The organism is Psychromonas sp. B3M02, from assembly GCF_003318165.1.
Lineage (GTDB): Bacteria > Pseudomonadota > Gammaproteobacteria > Enterobacterales > Psychromonadaceae > Psychromonas.
This window is the reverse complement of record NZ_QOCB01000021.1, coordinates 25070-48841: the sequence shown is the minus strand read 5'-3', so window position 1 is coordinate 48841 and position 23772 is coordinate 25070. Positions and strand designations below refer to the sequence as shown.

At 39.4% G+C, this 23772-nt stretch carries 18 protein-coding genes; 15 read left to right on the top strand and 3 right to left on the bottom strand.

The features are described 5' to 3' along the window. Nucleotides 1–11 precede the first annotated feature (11 nt). From DS885_RS02960 to DS885_RS02920, 9 genes are all read left to right on the top strand, one after another. Nucleotides 12–761, top strand: a complete 750-nt coding sequence (locus tag DS885_RS02960) for a hypothetical protein (RefSeq protein WP_113817915.1) — start codon at nucleotides 12–14, stop codon at nucleotides 759–761. A 432-nt stretch (nucleotides 762–1193) separates the two neighbouring features. Next, a complete protein-coding gene (locus DS885_RS02955) occupies nucleotides 1194–1610 on the top strand; it encodes a cupredoxin domain-containing protein (RefSeq protein ID WP_113817914.1) in 417 nt (138 codons plus the stop codon). Nucleotides 1611–1613: 3 nt separating this feature from the next. Next, nucleotides 1614–2486 (top strand): FTR1 family iron permease, encoded by an 873-nt coding sequence (locus tag DS885_RS02950; RefSeq protein ID WP_113817913.1) that lies wholly within the window; start codon nucleotides 1614–1616, stop codon nucleotides 2484–2486. 135 nt (nucleotides 2487–2621) lie between these two features. Further along, nucleotides 2622–4022: an imelysin family protein gene (locus tag DS885_RS02945; protein WP_220149633.1), complete on the top strand. Its 1401-nt coding sequence runs from the start codon at nucleotides 2622–2624 to the stop codon at nucleotides 4020–4022. Between the two features lie 131 nt (nucleotides 4023–4153). Continuing rightward, nucleotides 4154–5554: a di-heme oxidoredictase family protein gene (locus DS885_RS02940; RefSeq protein WP_113817911.1), complete on the top strand. Its 1401-nt coding sequence runs from the start codon at nucleotides 4154–4156 to the stop codon at nucleotides 5552–5554. Further along, nucleotides 5551–6537 (top strand): hypothetical protein, encoded by a 987-nt coding sequence (locus DS885_RS02935; RefSeq protein WP_113817910.1) that lies wholly within the window; start codon nucleotides 5551–5553, stop codon nucleotides 6535–6537. Before DS885_RS02940 ends, DS885_RS02935 begins: the two co-directional genes overlap by 4 nt. Further along, nucleotides 6527–7441 carry a sterol desaturase family protein gene (locus DS885_RS02930; RefSeq protein WP_181817686.1) on the top strand — a complete coding sequence of 305 codons (915 nt, stop codon included), beginning with the start codon at nucleotides 6527–6529 and terminating at the stop codon, nucleotides 7439–7441. The genes DS885_RS02935 and DS885_RS02930 overlap by 11 nt, the downstream gene beginning before the upstream one ends. Continuing rightward, a complete protein-coding gene (locus tag DS885_RS02925) occupies nucleotides 7438–8616 on the top strand; it encodes a cytochrome-c peroxidase (RefSeq protein WP_181817685.1) in 1179 nt (392 codons plus the stop codon). The genes DS885_RS02930 and DS885_RS02925 overlap by 4 nt, the downstream gene beginning before the upstream one ends. 269 nt (nucleotides 8617–8885) lie before the next feature. Further along, entirely contained in the window at nucleotides 8886–9512 is a 627-nt protein-coding gene (locus tag DS885_RS02920; RefSeq protein ID WP_113817908.1) for a PEP-CTERM sorting domain-containing protein, read from the top strand. 81 nt (nucleotides 9513–9593) lie between these two features. On the opposite strand, the gene ettA is transcribed toward DS885_RS02920, so the two are convergent. Then, nucleotides 9594–11273 carry an energy-dependent translational throttle protein EttA gene (ettA, locus tag DS885_RS02915; protein WP_113817907.1) on the bottom strand — a complete coding sequence of 560 codons (1680 nt, stop codon included), beginning with the start codon at nucleotides 11271–11273 and terminating at the stop codon, nucleotides 9594–9596. Nucleotides 11274–11915: 642 nt separating this feature from the next. On the opposite strand from ettA, the gene fdhD reads away from it, so the two are divergent. From fdhD to DS885_RS02895, 4 genes are all read left to right on the top strand, one after another. Then, nucleotides 11916–12761, top strand: coding sequence for a formate dehydrogenase accessory sulfurtransferase FdhD (gene fdhD, locus DS885_RS02910; protein ID WP_113817906.1), 846 nt, complete (start codon nucleotides 11916–11918; stop codon nucleotides 12759–12761). Between the two features lie 18 nt (nucleotides 12762–12779). Then, nucleotides 12780–15083, top strand: a complete 2304-nt coding sequence (locus DS885_RS02905) for an FdhF/YdeP family oxidoreductase (RefSeq protein WP_113817905.1) — start codon at nucleotides 12780–12782, stop codon at nucleotides 15081–15083. A 194-nt stretch (nucleotides 15084–15277) separates the two neighbouring features. Then, the gene (glyA, locus tag DS885_RS02900) at nucleotides 15278–16543 is read left to right on the top strand and encodes a serine hydroxymethyltransferase (RefSeq protein ID WP_113817904.1); all 1266 of its coding nucleotides are present in this window, start codon (nucleotides 15278–15280) and stop codon (nucleotides 16541–16543) included. Between the two features lie 208 nt (nucleotides 16544–16751). Continuing rightward, the gene (locus tag DS885_RS02895; protein WP_113817903.1) at nucleotides 16752–16943 is read left to right on the top strand and encodes a hypothetical protein; all 192 of its coding nucleotides are present in this window, start codon (nucleotides 16752–16754) and stop codon (nucleotides 16941–16943) included. Nucleotides 16944–17084: 141 nt separating this feature from the next. On the opposite strand, the gene DS885_RS02890 is transcribed toward DS885_RS02895, so the two are convergent. After that, the gene (locus tag DS885_RS02890; protein WP_113817902.1) at nucleotides 17085–18029 is read right to left on the bottom strand and encodes a DMT family transporter; all 945 of its coding nucleotides are present in this window, start codon (nucleotides 18027–18029) and stop codon (nucleotides 17085–17087) included. A 92-nt stretch (nucleotides 18030–18121) separates the two neighbouring features. Here DS885_RS02890 and DS885_RS02885 point away from each other — a divergent pair, with 92 nt between their 5' ends. Then, nucleotides 18122–19036: a LysR family transcriptional regulator gene (locus tag DS885_RS02885; protein ID WP_113817901.1), complete on the top strand. Its 915-nt coding sequence runs from the start codon at nucleotides 18122–18124 to the stop codon at nucleotides 19034–19036. 150 nt (nucleotides 19037–19186) lie between these two features. Here DS885_RS02885 and DS885_RS02880 read toward each other — a convergent pair whose 3' ends face one another. Further along, nucleotides 19187–19741 carry a peptidoglycan-binding domain-containing protein gene (locus DS885_RS02880; RefSeq protein ID WP_113817900.1) on the bottom strand — a complete coding sequence of 185 codons (555 nt, stop codon included), beginning with the start codon at nucleotides 19739–19741 and terminating at the stop codon, nucleotides 19187–19189. 1510 nt (nucleotides 19742–21251) lie between these two features. On the opposite strand from DS885_RS02880, the gene DS885_RS02875 reads away from it, so the two are divergent. Then, nucleotides 21252–23435, top strand: a complete 2184-nt coding sequence (locus DS885_RS02875) for a KAP family P-loop NTPase fold protein (RefSeq protein ID WP_113817899.1) — start codon at nucleotides 21252–21254, stop codon at nucleotides 23433–23435. Nucleotides 23436–23772 lie beyond the last annotated feature (337 nt).

The window sequence follows — 23772 nt, the reverse complement described above, 5'->3', positions numbered from 1 at the left end:
AAGAGAATCATATGATTTTAAAAAAATGTGTTTTAACCGCTTCGGTTGGTTCATTATTAAGTCTGTCTTCTTTATCGGTATTCGCAGCAGACGAGGATGTTACATTTTCTGACGAAACACCTGCAGTGACTGATTCTGTGCCATTAACGGAAGCTGAAAGCGACCCAAGTACGTGGGTTGATATGAGTGACCCAACGGCTATCTATTCTCACGCAAGTATTGGTGGTGGTAATCAAGGTGTTGATTTATCGGCGACTTATGGTGGCTACTTAAGTGGTGTTTATAAGCATAGCTTTACACTTGCGGCACGTGAAGACTTAGAGCATTACGAAACCAACTACTTTATCTTAAACTCTGCTTCTAACTCAGGTGTGGCATTTGATAACAGCTGGAGTGAAGACATGCGTGTCGATCATACTGATTATGATGACCTAAATGACAACTCAATTGGTTTCTTCGCTAAACTGCCATTTATGGAAGATAAAGTAAGATTCCACCCTAAAGTAAGCGTTGGTTTTATTTGGGGCGATGATTTTAGCGATACTACATACGTTAAATTCGATGCAACAACACGTTACCGTTTTGACCACATGTACTGGGTAGGTGTGACACCAACTTATGCTTACGGCTTCAAAGGTGAAGATCTGAACGAATGGACTGCAACAATTGATGCAGGTGTACAGATTTCTGATGTATTTGGTATCAGTGCTAGTGTTAACGATGATAAAGATTTCCTTGCGAACGTTACTTTCGCATTTTAATCTTATGACTACGTTTAAAGTAATCTTGTCTTGTTAATAGATAGCGATTATTAGAGTAGGCCAGACGCGTTATGCTTCTGGCCTTTTTTGTAACTGAAGGGAGGTATTTTATTGAAATAGAAGTAATTTATAAACATATAAAACCTAATTACGATCGTGTTTATGCTTATCTTTTCTACCGCCATCTTACTTGATGTTGTATCTGCCTTTAATCACTTAAAGAGCAAAAAAATGCACACTTATTTTTAATAAAAAGAAAAAATCATAAGTGCTTAAACATAATTAAATAAAGGGCTCACTACTATTTACTTGACATCGTTTGGTTAAATAAATCACAATACGAATCTAAATTATTATCATTTGACATAATATGTAAGATAATGGTTTTTTACCAATCAATTTTTTTACTTAATACTTTTTGGAACATTATTAATGAAGTTCACCCGTATTTTTTTCCTTTCCTCATTTATTGCTCTCATGACATTTAACTCATTAGCTTTTGCTAGCGAAGCAGAAAATACAGCACAACTAGATGCTGATGGTTTTAGTGTAGAAATGAATGACCCTCGTTATACAAAATTAAAAACTTACCTTGTTGAAATGAAAGATGGTGTTTTAACACCAGCTAAATTAGTGGTACCAGAAAAAACCAAATTTCGTCTGGTAGTACGTAACCTCGGTAATAAACCTGCTGAATTTGAAAGTAACCAATTACGCCAAGAGAAAGTGCTTTTTATGGGCGCAGAAACAACATTAGTGATTATTCCTCTTGATGTGGGTAGTTACGATTACTTCGATGATTTCGCACCAACAACACACGGTAAAATAGTCGTTAAAGCTAAGGATTAAAAGATGGGACAAACAATTTTTGTCGTCTGTAGAGAGAGCATTGAAGCACTCTTAGTGATCGGAATTCTTTATGCTTGGATGGATGGAAGAGCGGATGCAGCAACCGGTAAAAAATGGTTGCTGGCAGGAGTAGTAGCTGGTTTTGGTTTAGCTGCATTATTAACATTAACCTTAATTGGTGTATCAGATTTATTAGGCGGTGAAAGCCGTGCTTGGTTTGAAATCGGCATGTTAACGTTTGCTAGCGCATTGATTGTACAAATGGTGCTGTGGATGCGAGTTCATGGTCGTACATTGAAGAAAGAGTTGGAAGCTGGTTTAGAGAAAAGCTTACAGGGCAAAAAAAGCTGGTGGGGTGTATTTTTCCTCGCCATGATTGCGGTAGGTCGTGAAGGCTCTGAAACTGTGATGTTCCTATATGGCTCATTATTACAGCTGGGTAGCGTTGCTTCTTACGTTAGCTTCTTTTCTGCAGTCGCCATTGGTCTTGCCTTGGCGATGGTACTGTTTTATGCCTTGCAATTAGGTGGCAAGTTCATTTCTTGGAAATGGTTCTTCAAAGTCACTGAAATTATGTTGTTATTCCTTGGCTCTGCGTTGTTCTTAGCAGCTTCGGAAAAATTACTAGGTGGACCACTTGCTGCAACTGATTTACCAGCTTGGTTATATAGCAATGTGTGGGATATGAGCAGTGTATTAAGTGATAGCTCTGTATTTGGTAACTTATTAGCATCACTGTTTGCTTATCGCTCACAGCCAATAGGTTGGGACCTTGCAGTATTAGGGATTTACTGGGTTGCGGTACTCGCCATCTTAAAATGGCAAGCAAGTGAAAAAGCGACTCCCGTTGCTCAGGTAACGGCTGAACACGCTTAACCAGTAACAGATAGTAGAAAATTTAATAATAAATTGCAGAACACAATTTACAGAGTTGCAGGAAGCAATTATCAACTTGAGCTTTATAGATAATAAAGCTCTTAACGTTTTAAACGTAAAACCAGGAGTAAAAAAGTGAAAAAGACAATGTTAAGCACTGTGATTGCAGGCGCACTATTAGTTTCAGCATGTAACACTGAAGCAGAAAAGCCTGTAGCACAAAATGAAACAACTGCAGTGGAAGCAGTTAAAAGTGAAGTAGTTGCAGCAACTGGTTTAGCAGAAAGCAGTCAATTAGCAGCACTAACAACTTACGCAAACATTGCAACAGCTAACTACAATGATGCTGTTAAAGATGCAAAATTGTTACAAGTAGCAATCAGTGCTTTTGTAGCGGCGCCAACTGAAGCGACATTAAAAGCAGCTAAAGATGCATGGTTAGCGTCTCGTGAAAGCTACGGTACAACAGAAATCTTCCGTCTATCTAACGGCCCTATTGATGCTGAAGACGGTTGGATCGCTGACGCTTACGGCGCACGTGAAGGTGAGTTAAACTCTTGGCCACTAGATGAAAACATGATCGATTACACTGTGAACGCAAATAACGAGCGTACAAGCGGTAACATCATCGACACTAAAGGTACATTTACACCAGGCGGTGAAGATGTAACTGCAGTTGACGTTTCTTCATTAACACCTGAAGTATTAGGTGAATTAAACACTAACGGCGGCGACGCAAACGTAGCAGCTGGTTACCATGCCATTGAATTCATGCTTTGGGGTCAAGATCAAGACTACAACAACATGATTGAAGATACGATCACTCATGGTGCAATGACTGCTGGTCAACGTCCATTAACTGACTTCACCACTGATAAACTAGCTGAACGTCGTCTTGCTTACCTTGATGCAGTAGCTGAAAAAATGGTTGAAGATCTAGAAGTAGTTGCAAGTGCTTGGGATGTGCAAGTAAGTGGTAACGATGGTCTTTACCGTGCTGCTTTATTAGAGCAACTAACGGGTGACCAAGCGTCTAAAAATATTGAACTAACAACGGCTCTTAAGCAAATCTTTGCTGGTGTTGGTGTATTCTCTAAATCAGAACTAGCGAATGAACGTATTGCTGTTGCAGTACTAACGCCAAGTGAAGAAGATGAGCACTCATGTTTCTCTGATAACACTCACCGTGATATCGCGCAAAACTACCAAGGTATCAAAAACGTATTACTAGGTGAATACAAAGGTCAAAAAGTAGGTCCTGCATTTATTGATCAACTTTCTGATGCAGAGCAAGCTGTTATTACTGATTTAATGACTGATATCGAAACACGTATAGATACAATCAATACATTAGCAACAACTACTATGCACTTTGATTACCAAATTCACCCAGAAAACGAAGAAAGTGTACAAAACATCGTAACGCTTAAAAACCAATTACGTCGTTTAGGCGATCAAATGGTTGTTGTGTCGAAAGCTTACGGTATTTCACTGACGACAAATGATGTAACGGATGCTGAAGAAACTCAGCTGTAAGTCCTTATATCGCTGTAATACAGCAATGTAGTTCAGCTATGAAATAACAAACGCCACTTACCGTATTCGGTCGGTGGCGTTTTGCGTTATCTGTTTAACTAAAGGCACACCATTCATTTTGAAAGTGATTTATGAAAAGTAATTATTACCAGGCCTCGAAGCACATGCTTTGCGGCGTTTTTTTGTTTTTGGGTTTAAGTAATATTAGCTATGCTGAAAACAGCCAGTTTAATGCAGATGAGTTTACTAATGCCAAAGGCAGTAAGCCTTTTTCACACCCCATTAAAATGGATGATGAAGCCTTTGATCAATACATACTAGGTCGTTCATTCTTTTCCATTCCTTGGGTCGAAGCGCCAAGTGCGACCACCGCACGTGATGGTTTAGGTCCGCATTTTAGTTCTAATACCTGTGTTAGTTGTCACGAAGATAACGGTAGTGCACCGACACTTAGCAGTAAAAACCAACCCTTAAGAGCATTAGTCTTTAAATTAACACAACCGAGCAAACACACGAGCCGTTGGTTAATACATAATATCGATACCCCCATGCACGACAATGTGCCCGATCCTGTTTACGGAACGCAAATATCGATTAGAGGTAATGGTAAAGTTAAACCAGAAGCTCAAACACGTTTGAAGATTGAGTCGATCCCTTTTACGTACCCGGATGGTCAATCGCTTACCTTAACAAAATTTATCCCTTATTTAGATAAACTCGGTTATGGGCCATTAGCCGAAGAGACAACCATCTCTTTGCGACAGCCTCCTACATTAGCGGGTTTAAGATTAATCGAACAAGTCTCTGCTGAAGATATTTTGGCTTGGGAAGATCCCGATGATAAAAATGGCGATGGCATCAGTGGCCGAGCTAACTGGTTAAACTCGCCGGATCAAGGTGAAAAAATACTGGGGCGTCTTAATTGGAAAAGCAGCGCAGCGGACATTGAAAACCAAACCGCTAACGCCGCTGCCCATGATTTAGGCTTAACAAATCCCTTTTTCACCGAAGAACGTTGCCAACCTGCACAAAAAGATTGTTTAGCTGCGCCTAAAGGGGATAATACGCCGCTTGGTAGTTTAGATTTACCTATGTTGCGCTTAAAAGCAATCAGTGCGTTTATTCGTGATCATAAGGCGCCACAAACAGTGCGCTTAGATAAACAAGCACAACAAGGTAAAAAACTATTTGAAGAAACTGGCTGTGTCGCTTGTCATAGGGCAAGCATGAGCACTAGCGAAGGTGTCGAATTCCACCCTTATAGTGATTTATTACTGCATGATATGGGGGATGCATTACAAGATGGACGCCCTGAATTCTTAGCCAGTGAGCGCGAATTCCGAACAGCGCCATTATGGGGTGTTGGCGCAAGAGTTAGAGCGAAACATCGTTTTTTACATGATGCTCGCGCAGCAACACCGGAACAAGCCATTCTTTGGCATGGTGGTGAAGCAGAAACGGCTAAATCAACATTTATTAAATTAGACCAAGATCAACGCTTGGCCTTGCTACACTTTCTGGAGCAATTATGAAAACTATGAAACACTTGTCACTGATTTGTTTACTTAGCACACCGATGTTAAGTCATGCTGTGCAAAAAGACCCTTATGCCTCAATTTATGATAATGTGCTGCAGCAAAACGCTGATAATGCAGTGCAATATTGTGCAGATTTACAAGGTGCGTTAGACAGTGATTCAGGTGAAGTACGCCATCAAGCCTTTGAACAACTGGCAAAAGGGTGGGGACAAGTACAAGCTAGTTACATCCTAGGTGGTTACGACATGAATGCGATGGACTACCCGTTGATGGTGGATTTCTTCCACAGTGGTAATGAGGATATCCATGCCAGCCTTGAACGTTTAATTGGTCGTGACTCAAAACCAGCTTCTGCATTATATAAAAACTCTTATAAAACCATGACTGCCATCGACTCTGTGATGTTTACAGGTGAATGGACCGAGAGAAGAAAAGCCTTTGCTGAAGTGATGGTGGCTAACGTATGTAAACGATTCACACAAATCAGCGATGGTTATAAAGCAAACCGTGATGCATTTTTGTTTGATGTAGACAAAGGGTTGTCATTAGTGGTTAATGCGCAAATCGAACACATTTACAAAACCCGTGATTGGCGTATTGCGCAAGTGAGTGGTTTAACTAAAGCTAACTTAGGAGTAACGAAGCCTGAACTACAGCAGTTTCCATACAGTGAAGCATCATGGGCATTTATTGGTGGTGTTTTAGAAACCAACCAACAACTATTAAGTGAAGATAAACAGCCTAACGTAGCGACTATTGCTTACGAAAAACATGGTAGCGAAGGGATTAAAGCAGTACAAAATGCACTGACTGCATCAGTTGAAGCGTATAACAATACACCGGCAGACCATAACTTTAACCTGAATGACATGATCCCACTCTTTCAAGGTCTATTGGATGTACAAAAAGCCTTTTACAGAGAGTTAGTAAGCCGTATTGGTGTATCAGCGAACTTAATCGATGCCGATGGCGATTGATTCTCCATTAGCGCTGTTTCTTAACGGTAGCCAACGTATATTTTGGGGGTACCTAATTACCAGCGCGGTAATAGCGACAGTGTGGTATGTGTGGCAAGGGCGTAAGCTTTCTGTCGCCAACATGAAAGCGTATTGGTTGAATGCTGATGCGAAGCTCGACTATCGCTATTTTTTGGTCAACTGGCTATTAAAAAAGCTGCTGATCATTCCACTGTTTTTATCAGGGCAAACAGTGGCTCTGTGGGTATTAAACTATTTAAACTCAAACTATGAACCACTGTTCTTATCTTGGTATTATCGCGATATCGTTTTTTCTTATACCCTGTGTTTATTTGTGCTTGGGGATTTAAGTCGATATTGGTTACATAGATTAATGCACACGAATCGTTGGTTGTGGAAGTTTCATGAGGTACATCATAGTGCAGAGTCATTAAACCCGTTAACCTTCTATCGTTTACACCCAGTGGAGATATTACTATTCGCACTACGTAACGCCATTGTGGCAGGTGTAGTGACAGGTGTTTTCATCTTTTGTTTTGGTGCGCGCGTTGATTTATATACTGTGTTAGGTGGCAACCTATTTGTGGTCGCATTATTCTCATTTACTGGGAACTTAAGACACAGTCATATTCGTTTAAGCTATGGGCGTTGGCTAGAGAGATTATTGATCTCGCCAGCACAGCATCAAGTGCATCATCAACAAGAAAGTATGCGAAAAAACTACGGTAGTGTATTAGCTTTATGGGATTGGTTATTTGGATCTTTAAGGCTAACCAAGGATGCAGCTACTGTACAAAAATTTGGTTTAGGGGAAGGCAAAAGACAAGATTTTGATAGTGTTGTCAAAATTATGATTCGGCCTTTTTTTAATGTAATGACAAGTATTAAACGGACACTAAAGTGAAAAAACTTCTTTATATATTATTAATCGGGCTTACCAGCTATCAGGCGAATGCAGCTCAATTGACAGAAGCGCAACTAGGGAAGATTTTGTTTCTTGACCCAAGTTTCTCTGTGAATAGAACTATGTCATGTGCAACCTGTCATGAGCCTTCAACGAGTTTTAGTGATCATCGTGAAAACATAGGGCTTACTATGGTGTCACTGGGCGATGATAGTAAATCTCTTGGGACGCGCAATACGCCAATGGCAGCATATGCGAATACATCGCCTTCATTTCATTTCAATGAAGAGTTAAATGAGTATGTTGGTGGGCAGTTCTGGGATGGTCGTGCCAATACCTTAGCTGACCAAGCAATGGGACCGCCATTAAACCCTGTTGAAATGGGTTTTCCTGATGCTGAAACGGTAGTGCAGCGCATCAAAGAAAATCCATTTTACATTGATAACTTTAAACGTATTTATGGTGAAACAGTCTTTGAGCAGCAAGCTAAAAAAGATGGTGTTTTACCTGCTTTCAATGGTTTTGCTCGTGCTATTCAAGCATTTGAACAAACTGATGAGTTTGCAACTTATGACAGTAAGTATGACCGATTCTTAAAAGGCGAGTATGAGCTAACAGTGTTGGAAGATTTAGGTCGTACTTTATTCTTCTCTAATAACAATGTGAGCTGCAATAGTTGTCACATGTTGAAAACAGAAGATAGTGAAAAAGAACCGTTTACTAACCATCAATACCGTAACATTGGTGTTCCTTCGAATGCTCAATTGATTGCGTTAGGCCACGTACAAGATGACTTTATTGACCATGGTTTATTAGAAAACCCTGCGGTAGACGATCCTAAATACGATGGTAAATTTAAAAATCCATCATTACGTAATGTCGCAGTTACAGCCCCTTATATGCATAATGGTGTATTCAAAGAGCTACGTACAGTGATGGAGTTTTATGATCATTACAATAACCCCAAACGTACGATTAATCCTGAAACAGGTAAACCTTGGCGTACAGCTGAAGTCCCTAACACAATCGATGTTGAAGACCTAAAAGCCCAAGCAATGACGGACCGTAAGATTGATGCATTGATAGCTTTTATGAAAACATTAACCGATAAGCGTTTTGAACCTTTGCTGGAAAAACAAGAAAAGCTGGAAAAAGAGAAAAAAGCAGCCCAGTAACGTATTTACAGTTAGCGAGTTAAAACACATTAATAGAGGATCAGGATTGTAGGGCATTCGTCTATTCAATTCTTTTTCTCTTCAACTTCAAACTTCTCTCACCCACATACACTGTAAGGTGTCGGTTTTATTAACACTTTGTTAGTTTTATTTTTCTATAATTATTTTATTCCTTTATAATCAATGTGTTTTAGTTTTGGTATGATTAGTGCTTAACATGCTTCTTTATAGGTATTTTTGCCTAATTTAATTTTTACAGGAATAGATTCATGAGAAAAATCATCTCAATATTAGTGCCGTTATTATTTTCAATGGCGACACAAGCAACAGTGATTAACCATAGTACAAGTGGCCAGTATACCTCTAGTGTTAACAGCATCGGTAATGTACAAACATTTCAAGATTACACACTGATCTACTCTACTAATGGTAAGAGCGATAGTAAAGTGAGTGCTTTTGCAGGCGTAGATAAAAATGCTTTTGACAATATTTCAACGGGTAATGCCAAATCTGGATCTGCGTATCAAAATAGTGTAACCGTTGATACAGGCTCAGTATTTTCATTTGATTGGTTGTGGTACAGCGCTGAAAATTCAAATTCATACTTTAATGATTTTGCATTTGTTAACTTAAGCCTAGGTGATCTTAGTTGGATTGCCGATACATCAACACCAGACTGGACAACGGGGTCTTTCGAATGGACTGCTACTGAGTCAGGTCTATTAACCTATACGGTAGGGGTGTTCAACGTTAATGATAATTTAGAAAAGTCGAAATTAATTGTAAATAACTTTTCAGTGTCCGCTCCAGTTGCAGTCCCTGCACCTGCTATGTTGGGGCTTTTTGCTTTAGCGGTACTGGGCTTTTCTATTAGCCGTCGTAAAAAGGTCAGCTAATCTTTAAGTAAATAAAACTTAATGCATAAAAAAACCATTCAATTTGAATGGTTTTTTTGTTTTACGCTTATTATTTTTAGTTTAACTAATACGTTTGTACTTCACACGCGTTGGTTCAACTGCAGCTGCACCTAAGGTTTTCTTCAACCATGCTTCGTAATCCGTGTAGTTACCTTCGTAGAAGTTAACTTGGCCTTCATCGCGGTAATCGATGATGTGTGTTGCAATACGGTCTAAGAACCAGCGGTCATGCGAAATAACCATAGCACAACCCGCAAAGCCTAGTAGCGCATCTTCAAGTGCACGTAAGGTTTCAATATCTAAGTCATTGGTCGGCTCATCCAGAAGTAATAGGTTACCGCCAGATTTAAGCAGTTTAGCTAAGTGTAAACGACCACGCTCACCACCAGATAAATCACCAACAATCTTAGATTGGTCAGAACCTTTAAAGTTGAAACGACCTAGGTAAGCACGGCTTGGGATTTCAATGTTACCTACCTGGATAATATCACTGCCGCCAGACACTTCTTCAAATACAGTTAACTTGTCATCCATGTGATCACGGAACTGATCAACACTCGCCATCTTAACTGATTCACCAACAATAATTTCACCTGAGTCAGGTTGTTCTGTGCCACCTAACATTTTAAATAACGTTGATTTACCTGCACCATTGGCACCGATAATACCGACAATCGCGCCTTTAGGGATACTGAAGCTTAAATCGTCAATTAATACACGACCATCAAATGATTTAGTTAAGTTATTAACATCAATGACTTGATCACCTAAACGCTGACCCGTTGGAATGAATAGCTCGTTTGTTTCGTTACGTTTTTGGAAGTCTTGATTATTAAGTTCTTCAAAGCGAGATAAACGTGCCTTACTTTTAGATTGACGACCTTTAGCGTTTGAACGAACCCATTCCAGCTCTTGTTCAATTTGACGTTGGCGCGCTTTCTCTTGTGATGCTTCTTGTTTTAAACGCTCATCTTTTTGCTCCAACCAAGAAGAGTAGTTACCTTCCCATGGAATACCGTAACCACGGTCTAACTCTAAGATCCAACCTGCTACATTATCTAAGAAGTAACGGTCATGAGTGATCGCCACAACAGTGCCTTCATAGTCATGTAAGAAGCGCTCTAACCAAGCCACAGATTCAGCATCCAAGTGGTTAGTCGGTTCGTCGAGTAATAACATATCTGGTTTTTCAAGCAGTAGACGACATAACGCAACACGACGACGTTCACCACCAGACAATACTTTTACAGGTTGATCCCAAGCTGGAAGGCGCAGTGCATCAGCAGCACGCTCTAGTTGGTTATCAAGGTTATGTCCATCATGGGCTTGGATAATATCTTCCAATTGACCCTGGCGTTTTGCTAGTGCATCAAAATCCGCATCTTCTTCAGCGTAAGCAGCGTAAACCGCATCTAACTCAGTTAATGCTGATTTAACTTCAGCAACCGCTTCTTCAACAACTTCACGCACACTCTTTTCAAGGTCTAATACTGGCTCTTGCGGTAAGTAACCGATTTTAGTGCCTGTTAATGCACGCGCTTCACCTTCAAATTCTTGATCAATACCCGCCATAATGCGTAATAAGGTAGATTTACCAGCACCATTTAGACCAAGTACACCAATTTTAGCGCCTGGGAAAAAGCTTAATGAAATATCTTTTAAAATCGTACGCTTAGGTGGAACTACCTTAGAAACGCGCGACATAGAATAAATGAACTTATCAGGCAATGCTTGAGCCATGGGGAATCCTTTATAATGAATAAAATAATTGCCAGCTATTGTAAGTATCTACCGAACAACAAGCAACAGAGTGATATGGCCTAGGTGAGCAAAAATGCGAAAAGAAACAAGCATTGGAATAGAAAAAGAAAAATAACACTTATTTAGAAATTGAATACAGATAATAATTATCGATTGATAGTGTAAGGAATCGGCAGTCATGATTTTCTCTCATGCTGTATAAATGTAGACTTTATTTTTGGAAGGTATTCGACTGAGGCAATAGATATTGATAGAAAATCAAGGTTATTTAATTCTATTAGTTTTTTATCTGCTCCAAGAAAACATTATAAAATTTGTATGTACTTTTACATAAATTCAAAGTCCTTTTGTTAACCAGACATGCAGATGCTTTCTCATCTTTGATACTCAATATCGGCTGCATATTTTGATGGGGGTCAGACAATCTTCTGTAAAAATATATTGCGAGGGCTGTTGATTAATTTCCATCATTATTTTTAATAAAATTCTTCATAACCCCTAAAAAAATTGTGAATAATATGTTATAAAGCAGAATACCATGAATCATCCTCCTACTGGTTGTCAATCACCAGTATCAGCCTGAATCTTCTTCTTAAAAAATCAAAGTATCAAGGGTTAGTAATGAGTACAAAGTCCTATCAGTATGTTAATCGACAACGTTATCGATTAATGCCCGAGGGAGATATTGATGTGTGCTTGAGTGAAGATGTCGTGATCAGTGAAGAGCCGTTAAACATCGTATTACATTGGACGTGTAAAGAAACTCAACAACCATTAGAAAAAACATTTATGGTAACCATGAGAACACCTGGGCAAGATGCCTTACTGGTGACAGGGTTACTACTTTCCTATGCAATTATTCAAGACAAAAAACAGATAAAAGCCATTGAAAACGAAGAGTTTAATCAATGTGATGTCCTTTTAGATGATGATGTAGAGCTAGATTGGTCATCATTAACACGACAATTTGTTAGCCATTCTGGTTGCGGTATTTGTGGTGCCAACGATGTAAAAAAGTTAGCGCATACTTTTGACCTGAATATTGACCAAACGCCTGAATGGTTGCCGATTCAAAAAGTACTGACTTTCTCCTCTCAGTTAAGAGAACAGCAAACATTATTTTCAGCAACGGGTGGCGTACATAGCGCGGGCGTCTTTACGTTAAACGAATGTTTAGCAGTGCATGAAGATGTTGGGCGTCATAATGCCGTGGATAAGGTAATTGGCGAGTTGGTCACCAAAGACTTATTAAGTAAGCAAAATATATTAATGCTCAGCGGACGAGTTAGTTTCGAATTAATGCAAAAAGCGGTTGCCGCTAAAATGGCTGTGGTAGTGGCGATTGGCGCACCCTCGAGTTTAGCGGTAGCCGTTGCAAAACAATTTAATATCACCTTAATAGGGTTTGTGAGGGATCATACTTGCAACGTCTACCATGGTGATTTTCGTTTAAAAAAGACTCATTAAAACAATAGGTAGGCAATCATGACCGTTAAAAAATATAAAGGTGCCGCTGGTGGTTGGGGTTCACTTGTTAGTACCGGTAAACATTTATTACACAGTGAAAATGTTGCAAAAAATGTATTAAATTTATTAAAGACCAATCAAGACCATGGTTTCGATTGCCCGGGTTGTGCTTGGGGTGAAGAAGGTAAAAAAGACCGCTTTAAATTTTGCGAAAATGGTGCAAAAGCAGTGAACTGGGAAGCCACATCTCGTCGCTTAACACCAGTGTTTTTTGAGCAATATTCAGTGACTGCGCTGCGTACTCAAACAGATTACTTCTTAGAAGACCAAGGTCGTTTGTCAGTACCTTTAATGTACGATGCAGAAACCGATAAATATACAGAAATAAGTTGGGAAGGGGCCTTTGAGTTAATCGCTAAACACTTAAATGGTTTGGAAAGCCCTAATCAAGCTGAGTTCTATACTTCGGGGCGAGCAAGTAATGAAGCTGCATTTTTATACCAGCTATTTGTAAGAAAATTCGGTACCAACAATTTCCCTGACTGCTCAAATATGTGCCATGAGGCAAGCGGTATAGGGCTTAAACAAGCCATTGGGATTGGTAAAGGCACGGTTACTTTAGACGACTTTGAACATGCCGATGCTATTTTTGTATTTGGACAAAATCCCGGTACAAATCACCCTCGTATGCTGCATACGTTAAATCATGCTGCACATCGTGGCGCTAATATTGTCACCTTTAATACATTAAAAGAGCGTGGTTTAGAACGATTCGCGAACCCACAGTCTCCAGTAGATATGATGTTTGGTAGTTCAACTAAACTAACTAGCCAATATTTCTCACCTAATTTAGGTGGTGATATGGCCGCAGTACGCGGTATGGTTAAAGTCTTATTAAAACGCCATGAACAAGCCGTTGAAAATGGTGACCGTGTGTTTAATTTAAAATTCATTGAAAAACACACCAGTGGTTTAGAAGCATACTTAGCAGAGGTTAAAGCAACACCTTGGTCATTAATTACCGAGCAATCTGGTTTATCTAAAAATCAAATAAAATCAGCGGCGACGGTTTTTCAAGATGCTAAACGCGTGATTATTACCTGGGCAATGGGGATTACGCAACACAAGCATTCTGTGGCAACGGTTAATGAACTGGCTAATTTGCAGTTATTATTTGGTCATATTGGTAAAAAAGGGGCGGGGTTATGTCCTGTCCGTGGTCATTCAAATGTACAGGGTGATCGCACCATGGGCATTGATGAAAAACCACCACAAACATTATTAGACAACATAGAAAAAGCCTTTAACTTCAAGCCACCACAAGCGCATGGCCATAATGCGGTACAAGCGGTAGAAGCGATGTTGCGTGGTGACAGTAAAGTGTTTATTGGTTTAGGTGGTAACTTCGCTGCAGCGATGCCAGATACAGAGGTTACTAGACAAGCCATGAGTCGTTGTAATTTGACTGTTAATATCGCGACTAAATTAAATCGAACACATTTATATCCAGGTAAAGATGCGCTAATCCTTCCTTGCTTAGGTCGAACAGATATCGATTTACAACAGGGTAAGCCGCAAAAAATCACAGTAGAAGATTCATTCTCAATGGTTCACGCCTCTCAAGGTGTGGTGAAAAGTGATATCAGAAAGATGCGTTCAGAGCCTGCTATTATTGCTGGTATTGCTCATGCTACATTGGGCAATGAACCTGTAGATTGGTTAGCGTTAATAGAAGATTATGATCGTATTCGTGATTTAATCAGTCAAACTATTCCTGGTTTTACTGATATGAACAAACGACTTGCAAATCCAGGTGGTTTTTATTTAGGTAACTCAGCGGCGGAATACAAATGGAATACCAGTGATCAAAAAGCACAATTCCATCGTGCGCCTTTGCCTGAAGCAATCGTGCCAGCCTCTCAACGAGCATTAAGTAAAAACCCCGTATTTGTTTTACAGACGCTTCGCTCACACGACCAATACAACACCACTATCTACGGCTTTAGTGACAGGTACCGAGGTTTAAGTGGTGACCGTCATATTATCTTATTAAATGAAAAAGATATTAGTGCGATTGGATTAACTTCAGGTGACAAAGTGGATATTGAAGCATTATGGGGCGATGAAGTAGTCAGGAAAGTGACTAACTTTACGGTATTAGCATACGATATTCCAATGGGTAATGCTGCGGCTTACTATCCTGAAACCAATCCACTAGTGGCATTGGCTAACCATGGTGATTATACCTTCACGCCAAATTCAAAATCGATAGCTATTGTAATCACGCCTGCACATGATCCCGTTCCTGAACGCATCGTATAATCTTTATATTGTGCTAAAAACTGCTTGGTTATTAACCTTTTTATCAATAACCAAGCATTTGCTTTTAATTATTACCAATCTTCACGTTGAGTAACGATATATTTCACGTCATTGCTCTATGCAATAGCGTAAAGTTTGCGTAAAATGCGCACCATAAATTGACTTATACTTTAAATTCCTACCAGGAGATGCACATGTTTAACCGAGATATGAATATTGCTGATTACGATCCAGAATTATGGAAATCAATGACGGATGAAGTTCAACGCCAAGAAGATCACATTGAGCTGATTGCGTCAGAGAACTACACAAGTCCACGCGTGATGGAAGCGCAAGGTAGTCAATTAACAAACAAATATGCTGAAGGTTACCCAGGTAAGCGTTACTACGGCGGTTGTGAGTACGTTGACGTTGCTGAATCTCTAGCAATCGAACGTGCTAAATCTTTATTTGGTGCTGATTACGCAAACGTACAACCACACGCTGGTTCTCAAGCAAACAGTGCGGTTTACGCTGCATTATGTACACCTGGCGATACTGTTTTAGGTATGAGCCTTGCTCACGGTGGTCACTTAACACACGGTGCATCTGTTAGCTTCTCTGGTAAAGTTTACAACGCTGTTCAATACGGTATCAACCCAGATACAGGTGTACTGGATTACGCTGAAGTTGAGCGTCTAGCTGTTGAACACAAACCAAAAATGATCGTTGCTGGTTTCTCTGCATACTCAGGTATCGTAGATTGGGCTAAATTCCGTGAAATCGCTGACAAAGTAGGTGCTTACCTTTTCGTTGATATGGCACACGTTGCTGGTTTAGTGGCAGCGGGTCTTTACCCTAACCCAGTACCATTTGCTGACGTTGTAACAACAACAACACACAAAACATTAGGCGGTCCTCGTGGTGGTCTTATCCTTGCTAAAGCTAACGAAGCAATTGAGAAAAAATTAAACTCAGCTGTATTCCCAGGCGGCCAAGGTGGTCCATTAATGCACGTTATTGCTGCTAAAGCGGTTGCATTCAAAGAGTGTGCTGAACCAGCATTTAAAGCATACCAAGAGTCTGTATTAGCAAACGCTAAAGCAATGGTTAAAGTATTCCAAGATCGCGGTTACAAAATCGTATCTAACGGAACTGAAAACCACCTTTTCCTCGTTGACTTGATTGCTCAAGACATCACTGGTAAAGAAGCTGATGCTGCATTAGGTCTTGCTCACATCACTGTGAACATGAACTCTGTACCAAATGATCCACGTTCTCCATTTGTTACATCTGGTCTACGTATTGGTACACCTGCGTTCACTCGTCGTGGTGCGAACACTGAAGATGCAACTGAACTAGCTGGTTGGATTTGTGACGTACTTGATTCAATCAAAGACGAAGAAAAACTAGCTGCTACTATCGAAGCAGTAAAAGTGAAAGTAGCTAAATTCTGTGGCGCACACCCAGTGTACGCATAATAGTTAATTATCTGCTTTAAAGAGTCCGTGTTTGTTTTTAGCAAACACGGATTTTTTTTGTCTTTAATTTGTTGAATTATCAAACTACCTCTGTGTTGATAGATGCAAAAAGCAGGCGTATTATACCAATTAAATAGCTAATCTAGTCTATTCGACATCACTTAAAACGTTACGCGAAAGTGATCTGATTTTTATAACGGGGTTTTTTATGAAGCATTCAAAATTACTAGTGTTAAGTGTCACGCTGTTGACTACAGTAGGGATGTCAGCTTGTGCTCCTTTATTTCACGGTGGTCCAGGTGGCGGTGGCGGTCCTAGATTTGCCAATGAGCAACTCAATACAGATAAAATCATTGAGCAACAAAATATAGATAAAGCATTGACGGCATCCATTAATTAAAGTGCTTACTGCCATCAGCTTATCGTACTTATCTAATCTAACTAACCAAGGCATTGGTTAACCGATAAGTACGACCATTTTTTAACACTGCTTTGTAATGACATAGTCTCTATAGTGTTAATGATTATGTCGTACCTACCGCTATTTATTTGCTCTCATTGAAGTCACCAACACACTGGCAAGAATTAATCCGCCGCCAATCATCTGCAATACAGTAAATGACTCATTCAACCAAACTACTGCAAATAAAGCCCCGAATAACGGTTCGCTACCCATCAACAAAGATACTTTAGTAGGCGATATCTTTCTGATTGCGTAGTTTTGAATACAAAAAGCAAATAAAGTACAACACAACACAAGGTAAGCCATAGTTAACCAAAATGACATGGCACTGGGCAAGTGAATATCACTAAAAGGCTGTGTTATAAAACATAAGGTAAGCGCACTGAACGCAACAATAAATGACTGAATAGCAGTCAGCGTAGAGGTAGTAATATCTTTACCTTCAGTTAATCGCTTAGTCACAGTGACCATCACAGCACGCAAGATAGCTGCACATAAAATGAAATAATCGCCTGTGTTGAGCGTTATTGTTGCAGAGCCAGAGTGAGTTAAACAATAAACGCCTACAATAGAGCAGATGGCTAACCAAATTAATGAAGGTGAGATCTTAGAGCGGTTAATTAAAGGCTCAAAAAAAGCCGTTAAAATGACCGATAAACTAATTAAAAAAGCCGCGTTAGAGGCTGATGTTTGCGAAATACCATAAACTTCAAATAAGAAAATAGCAGACAAAATTAGGCCGCTTGAAATCGCCACTTTCCAATCTTTATTTCTACCAGCTCGGCACTCTTTAAACACAACCGGTGCCATACATAAACTGGTCAACGAGAAACGAATGGCAATGAACAACAATACGCTAGTAAAGATAAGCGCCTCTTTGGTTAACCCATAACTTGTTCCCCAAAAAATAGCGACCAATAGTAACAACATTTCAGTTAATGGAAATTTAGGTAAATACTCGGTGAAAATGAAACCTGAACGCTTATCTACCGCGTTGCTTGCTGTACTGTTTAGTGTGTTCATAACGACTCTTTCTAATAATGATTTTGACAAGCAGAGTATTAATAATTAACTTATATGAAACAATACTAATAAATGGAAAGGATAATTGCGCTGTGGACATTAATAAATTGATTCCGCTTCTCTCTGAAATGGCTATTTTTGTCAAAGTAGTGGAGTCTGGTAGCTTATCTCAAGCGGCTCAAGCAATTGGCGTTTCACCCTCATCAATCAGCCGCAGTGTGGCGCGTTTAGAACTCGCTATTGAAGAAAAATTGCTAGAAAGAACTACCAGAAAAATGCGTTTAACCCCTACAGGTGAGCAAGTCTTTATACAATGCCGAGACATGCTAGCCTCTGCCAAAATGGCTGTTTCAGCAGCACAATCTAATGAGACAGATATTACAGGATCGCTACGTATTGCTGCCCCTAAAGCACTGTCACGACAAGTATTGATGCCAATGGTCATGGATTTTTTAAAGCTCTATCCAAAAGTATCCTTTCACTTTAAAGTGGCCGATCACATTATTGATCCGATTGGTGATGAAGTAGACTTAGTTATTCGCATTACAGATAGTCCAATAGAAGGGCTGGTGGCTAAAAAATTAGGTCATTGCAAACAGCTATTATGTGCCACGCCCGCTTATTTAAAAGAACACGGCACACCGTTACACCCGAAGGAATTAAAAGATCATAATTGCATCGTACTCGGTGAGGTGACAAAAGATCGTCAATGGAAGTTCCAGCATGAAAAACAGGTGTGTGAAATAAACGTTCAAGGCACATTTACTGTTAATCATAGTGAAATTCGTAGAGAGGCAGTACTTCAAGGTATTGGTATTGCACTGTTTCCTGATTTCTCAGTGGCTAAAGAGATTGATTCAAAGCAACTTGTACAATTGCTACCTGAATGGAGGACATTAGGTAATTATCAAGGCGGTATTATTGCACAATATCCACAGTCGAAGTTTATTCCCAGTCAGCTAAAAGCCTTTGTCAATTATTTAGCGGAGGCACTTAAAGATAGGTGATATGTGATAGTGTCAGCTTTCACTTAACGACGTAATAAAAGCCCTGTGACGGCAAATACGCTAAGGTTTAGGCTTTGTTACAAAGACACTAGACAAGTTAAAAACTTATCTAGTGCTCAGTTGTATTCGCTCAGGCTAAGCGATCAATTATTAATGGTTTGCTTTTTTCAGCATTGTTAACAGTGCTGAAGTGCTCTTCCCGTCAACACGAATGTTGTGTTGCTTTTGAAAGCGTTTAATCGCTTCTCGTGTGTTTTTACCCATTAAGCCATCCGCGCTACCCGCTTTATAACCAAGACGGTTTAATTGCTGTTGTGTTTGCAATACTAAAGAGCGTCCTGAAACTGCTTTTGTCGTCGTTTTATGCGTTGTGGTTACCGATTTTTGTTGTACTTTTTGCGGTGTATTTACAGCAGTTTTTGATGAGTGTGCTGTTGTCTTAGAGGCTTGAGTCGAAGCTTTTGAGCCATTACTCACTTTCTGCTCTGTTGTGACGGTCGTTTTAGTGGTTGTTTGAACAACGCTTTTTGAACCTTGTTGATTCACGTTGTTTTTGTTATTAGTGGTATTGTTAGTGGCTGTACAGGCTTTGTTATTATTTGCGTTTTGTGAGTGGCAATCAGAGGTGTTTTTCCCATTATTTTGTGCAAATGCCTGTTGTGTAAAGACTAATCCACATACCATGATTAACGTTGAAAATTTCATTTAGGCTTTCCTTTCTAGAGAGTTAATTACTGTCTTTGAGTCAACTATCAACAAGATAAGTTCACATTGTTCTGTTTCGCATTGGATATTTATTGATAGGGGGGATTTCTATTTCTTAAAAGTTTAACGATTGATTAGATGGTTTCTCGTCTGCGCTCGTCAGGTCATTTAGTAGATTATTTACTGAGGTTTATTTGGGGCGCTGGGAGAGTTAGCCGATAGACTAGTATCACGAGCGGAAGAGCTCTGCGATTCCTTTTTTTAGCCTGCTTGTTTTTAATATTTACATTAGTTGAAAGCATCTGAATAAGCTTCGTCTGCGCTCATCAAGTCAGATCGTTCTTTATTAACTTTCTATTCGCCCTGTCGGCGAGTTCATTTTCTGTATACGACCAAAGAAAACAGAACCAAAAGAAAGTCGCCCCAATTCGTTTTTTATTCTAAATGAATGAGTACCTTCTTAACGCACCGCTCATACGCCACGTCCATGTGGCGAACTGAGCTAGCAACGGCAAAGGGCACGCAGAGCTTAGCCCGCTCATTAACTATGCTGTCGCATAAATCGCTCCATGCCTTACCTTGCTAAAGTCACTCATTAATTCAGAAAAACTCAACGGGGAAGTGGACGTAGCCATCTTGAGCAACGTTTTATTGTAACTGTGTGATCTTAAATATTTAAATTTTTGGCTGCTCAGTACTTTTTTCTTGCGGAGTATCCATGGCTAGAACGAGCCTAAGCCAAACATCCTGTTTGGCATTTTCTAAAAGCAATGAATGATTTAGGAAAGTTCAACGGTGTAGGAATTACAACCATATTGAGTAAGGTTTATTTGGGGCGCTGGGAGAGTTAGCCGATAGACTAGTATCACGAGCGGAAGAGCTCTGCGATTCCTTTTTTTAGCCTGCTTGTTTTTAATATTTACATTAGTTGAAAGCATCTGAATATGCTTCGTCTGCGCTCATCCAGTCATTTTGTAGATTATTTACTGAAGTTTCACCCTTTCGGCGACCTCCTTTCTTTTACCAGAACAGAAAGGAGGCAAAGAAACTGGCCACCGAATCACTTTCTTATCCAAATCCTTCATTGTTTTTTAACGCAGCGTCTCTTGCTGGCCATCCATGGCCAGAACGAGCCTAACCCAAACATCCTGTTTGGGTTTGCTAAAAGCAAAGAATGATTTGGGAAAGTTCAACGGTGGGGGAGTTGCAGCCAAATTGAGTAAGGTTTTATTGTAACTATTTGATACTTATTGTTTTCTCAGTATTTTAAATTGCATGAGTAGGTTTTTTCTCTTGAAAGATAATTCAAAATGAAAGACTTGACCCCCATTTTTCTCAGTACTTTTTAATTAGCTTCACAAACGTCTTTATAACTCAACTTAATCAGTCATTTATTGAAAAATCAATAAACTATTTGAATCTAAATTAAATATAAAATACTGTGTTTGCATAATTAAAATTCGAGGTGAGAATGATAAATTCTTCAGCCTCGTTAGGCTAAAGGAAAGATATGGAAGATAAGAACTATTCCTCTGATTCACCGATATACGAAGAAGATCAAGATAGATTTTCCCGCTGGAACTTCTCGCAAAGAATTGCACAAGTAATTTCAAAGCGAAGCGATCCAAGTAGTATTGTTATTGGACTCTATGGCATATGGGGCGACGGCAAAACATCTGTACTCAACTTTATCGAAAAATCTCTTGAAACTGATGAAAATGTAATATGCATAAAATTTAACCCTTGGCGTTTCGGAACAGAAGATGAATTGCTAACAGGTTTTTTTTTTGATATCGCTGAGGCGCTAGATGCAGAACTTATTAAAACAGGTGACAAACTTAAGGATTTTGTTAAAAAGGCAGCTCCTGGGGCTGGTGCAATTGTAGGCGCAAAGGGAGCTGGAGATGCATTTAGTTCATTTATCTCAGGCCCGGGCATTGAAGAGCTGAAGAGGAGAATAGAAAGTGAGTTGGAGTCAGCCAAAAGGCGAGTTCTTATTCTAGTCGATGATGTAGATAGGCTAGAGAAAACAGAAATACATGCTCTTTTTAGATTGGTTAAGTTAACGGCAGATTTTAAATATACATCATATATCTTGGCTTTTGATAAAGATGTAGTCGCTGCATCTTTGCAAGACCGTTACTCTAGCTCAGCTGAGGATGCAGGAGAAGCATTTCTAGAAAAGATTATTCAGGTGCCTCTGCATTTACCAGCTGTTGAAAAACAAGTACTTCGAGAATTCTGTTTTCAGGGGGTAGATGAAGCAATAAGTATTGCAGGGATCACAATCTCACAGCAGCAAGTTCAAGAATTTGTTCGCGACTTTAGCTCTGCGTTCGATGACTGCTTAACAACTCCTAGAAAAGCTAAGCTTTACGGAAACACCTTAATGTTTTCTTTGCCAATTCTACAAGGTGAGGTAAATCCGATAGATTTAATGCTTTTAGAGGGGATAAGAGTATTTTGCCCTTCCTTATATGAGGCACTAAGATCAAATAAACCCCTATTTACAGGCACTTTTCGAGACAGCCAATACTCGAACAATGATAAAGAAAAGGAACATATAAGAAACCTTATAGATAAAGCCCTTAACTCTGGTAAAAACATTAACAAAGAAGGTTTCATCGAACTATTAAAAAATATGTTCCCAAAACTTAAATCTGTCTATGGGAATATGAGCTATGGTGCCAGCTGGTATGAAAAATGGAATAATGGTCAGCGAATCTGTTCTGAAAACTATTATTCAAGATACTTCACATATGCTATCCCTAGAGGCGATATTTCAGATAAAGCTATTCAGGATATAACTAATAATAGTGAAAAGTGGGATAAATCTTACCAACCAGAAAGTAATCCTTTGAATAAAGTGGTAAGTGTATCAACAGCTGAAAAATTAATTAAAAAGCTTAGGAATAAATTAGGTGAGATAAGTCCTGAAGCTTCAACGGCACTGGCTGTTGCTGTGGCACAGAAGAGCGATATCATTCCTAATCCTGATGTTTTATATAGCTGGACAACACCGTTTACTCAGGCGGCTATGCTAGTGAGCGATTTAATACAAAATATAGAAAAAAAGGATCGAGTGCCATTATCTAAGTGCTGTATTGATTGCTCACCTTCGTTAGAATTTAAACTTGAAATATTCATGTGGTTAAAACGAGAAGAGGAAGACAAACCTGAGAAAGATGCATTTTCCAATTCATGTGTAGATGACATTGGTAAGCATTTGGGTAATCTCCTATCCGAGAGGCTTGGAGAAAGTGAAGATGTAACAAGATTAGCACCTAAGTCCATACCGACAATTTTCTATACGCTAAATAAATTTGTTCGGGATAAATATGTTGATGATTATGTAAAAAGATTAATTGCAATTGACCCCGAAACTCTGATCAGAATATTGGATTCATATGTTCTAACTGCGTGGGGTATGGAGTCTGGTGTTTCTCATAAATCAGACTTCGAAAGGGAACAATATAATAGTTTAACAAGCGAGTTGGATGCAGAAATAATAGTAAACACAATCCAAGAAAGTTTCCCTAAAGCAATGAACATCCCTGATGAGTTCCCAAGATTATACGATGATGATGCAGAAAAAGGTCAGCTATTCTTGGAGCAATTTGTATGGCTTCATAATTACGCACTAAAAGAATTGGAAAATGAAGAAAATACTAGTGACCCTGATGAAAAAGTCTAGCAACGCGCTACTGGGAGGTAATTTCCCTTCTTCACTCGCAAATTGCTGCAGAGCGAGGCGTTAAATAATAATTAGTTGTCCATGCATTTTAGAGCTTTCTTATATACGTCGCTACGTTCGCGTGTTCCGATTGCTAATACGATACTGTTATTATGTTATCTCCGACTTTATATATTAGGGAAAAAATAGTGGATATCCATAAAATTTTGTTGGTCTATTTCAGACGCGCTTGATGAATATATCCAATAAATGATCCCTGCAATAATGGTGATAGCAAATGAAGTAGTTCCAATAACAGGGCAGTGGAAACTTAGTCAAAATCAACCAGAGGTGAACC

What these genes read in the sequence shown, in the direction of transcription:
- DS885_RS02960 (WP_113817915.1), top strand. Translation starts at nt 12, where the DNA reads ATGATTTTAAAAAAATGTGTTTTAACCGCTTCGGTTGGTTCATTATTA.
- DS885_RS02955 (WP_113817914.1), top strand. Translation starts at nt 1,194, where the DNA reads ATGAAGTTCACCCGTATTTTTTTCCTTTCCTCATTTATTGCTCTCATG.
- DS885_RS02950 (WP_113817913.1), top strand. Translation starts at nt 1,614, where the DNA reads ATGGGACAAACAATTTTTGTCGTCTGTAGAGAGAGCATTGAAGCACTC.
- DS885_RS02940 (WP_113817911.1), top strand. Translation starts at nt 4,154, where the DNA reads ATGAAAAGTAATTATTACCAGGCCTCGAAGCACATGCTTTGCGGCGTT.
- DS885_RS02935 (WP_113817910.1), top strand. Translation starts at nt 5,551, where the DNA reads ATGAAAACTATGAAACACTTGTCACTGATTTGTTTACTTAGCACACCG.
- DS885_RS02930 (WP_181817686.1), top strand. Translation starts at nt 6,527, where the DNA reads ATGGCGATTGATTCTCCATTAGCGCTGTTTCTTAACGGTAGCCAACGT.
- DS885_RS02920 (WP_113817908.1), top strand. Translation starts at nt 8,886, where the DNA reads ATGAGAAAAATCATCTCAATATTAGTGCCGTTATTATTTTCAATGGCG.
- ettA (WP_113817907.1), bottom strand. Translation starts at nt 11,273, where the DNA reads ATGGCTCAAGCATTGCCTGATAAGTTCATTTATTCTATGTCGCGCGTT.
- fdhD (WP_113817906.1), top strand. Translation starts at nt 11,916, where the DNA reads ATGAGTACAAAGTCCTATCAGTATGTTAATCGACAACGTTATCGATTA.
- DS885_RS02905 (WP_113817905.1), top strand. Translation starts at nt 12,780, where the DNA reads ATGACCGTTAAAAAATATAAAGGTGCCGCTGGTGGTTGGGGTTCACTT.
- glyA (WP_113817904.1), top strand. Translation starts at nt 15,278, where the DNA reads ATGTTTAACCGAGATATGAATATTGCTGATTACGATCCAGAATTATGG.
- DS885_RS02895 (WP_113817903.1), top strand. Translation starts at nt 16,752, where the DNA reads ATGAAGCATTCAAAATTACTAGTGTTAAGTGTCACGCTGTTGACTACA.
- DS885_RS02890 (WP_113817902.1), bottom strand. Translation starts at nt 18,029, where the DNA reads ATGAACACACTAAACAGTACAGCAAGCAACGCGGTAGATAAGCGTTCA.
- DS885_RS02880 (WP_113817900.1), bottom strand. Translation starts at nt 19,741, where the DNA reads ATGAAATTTTCAACGTTAATCATGGTATGTGGATTAGTCTTTACACAA.
- DS885_RS02875 (WP_113817899.1), top strand. Translation starts at nt 21,252, where the DNA reads ATGGAAGATAAGAACTATTCCTCTGATTCACCGATATACGAAGAAGAT.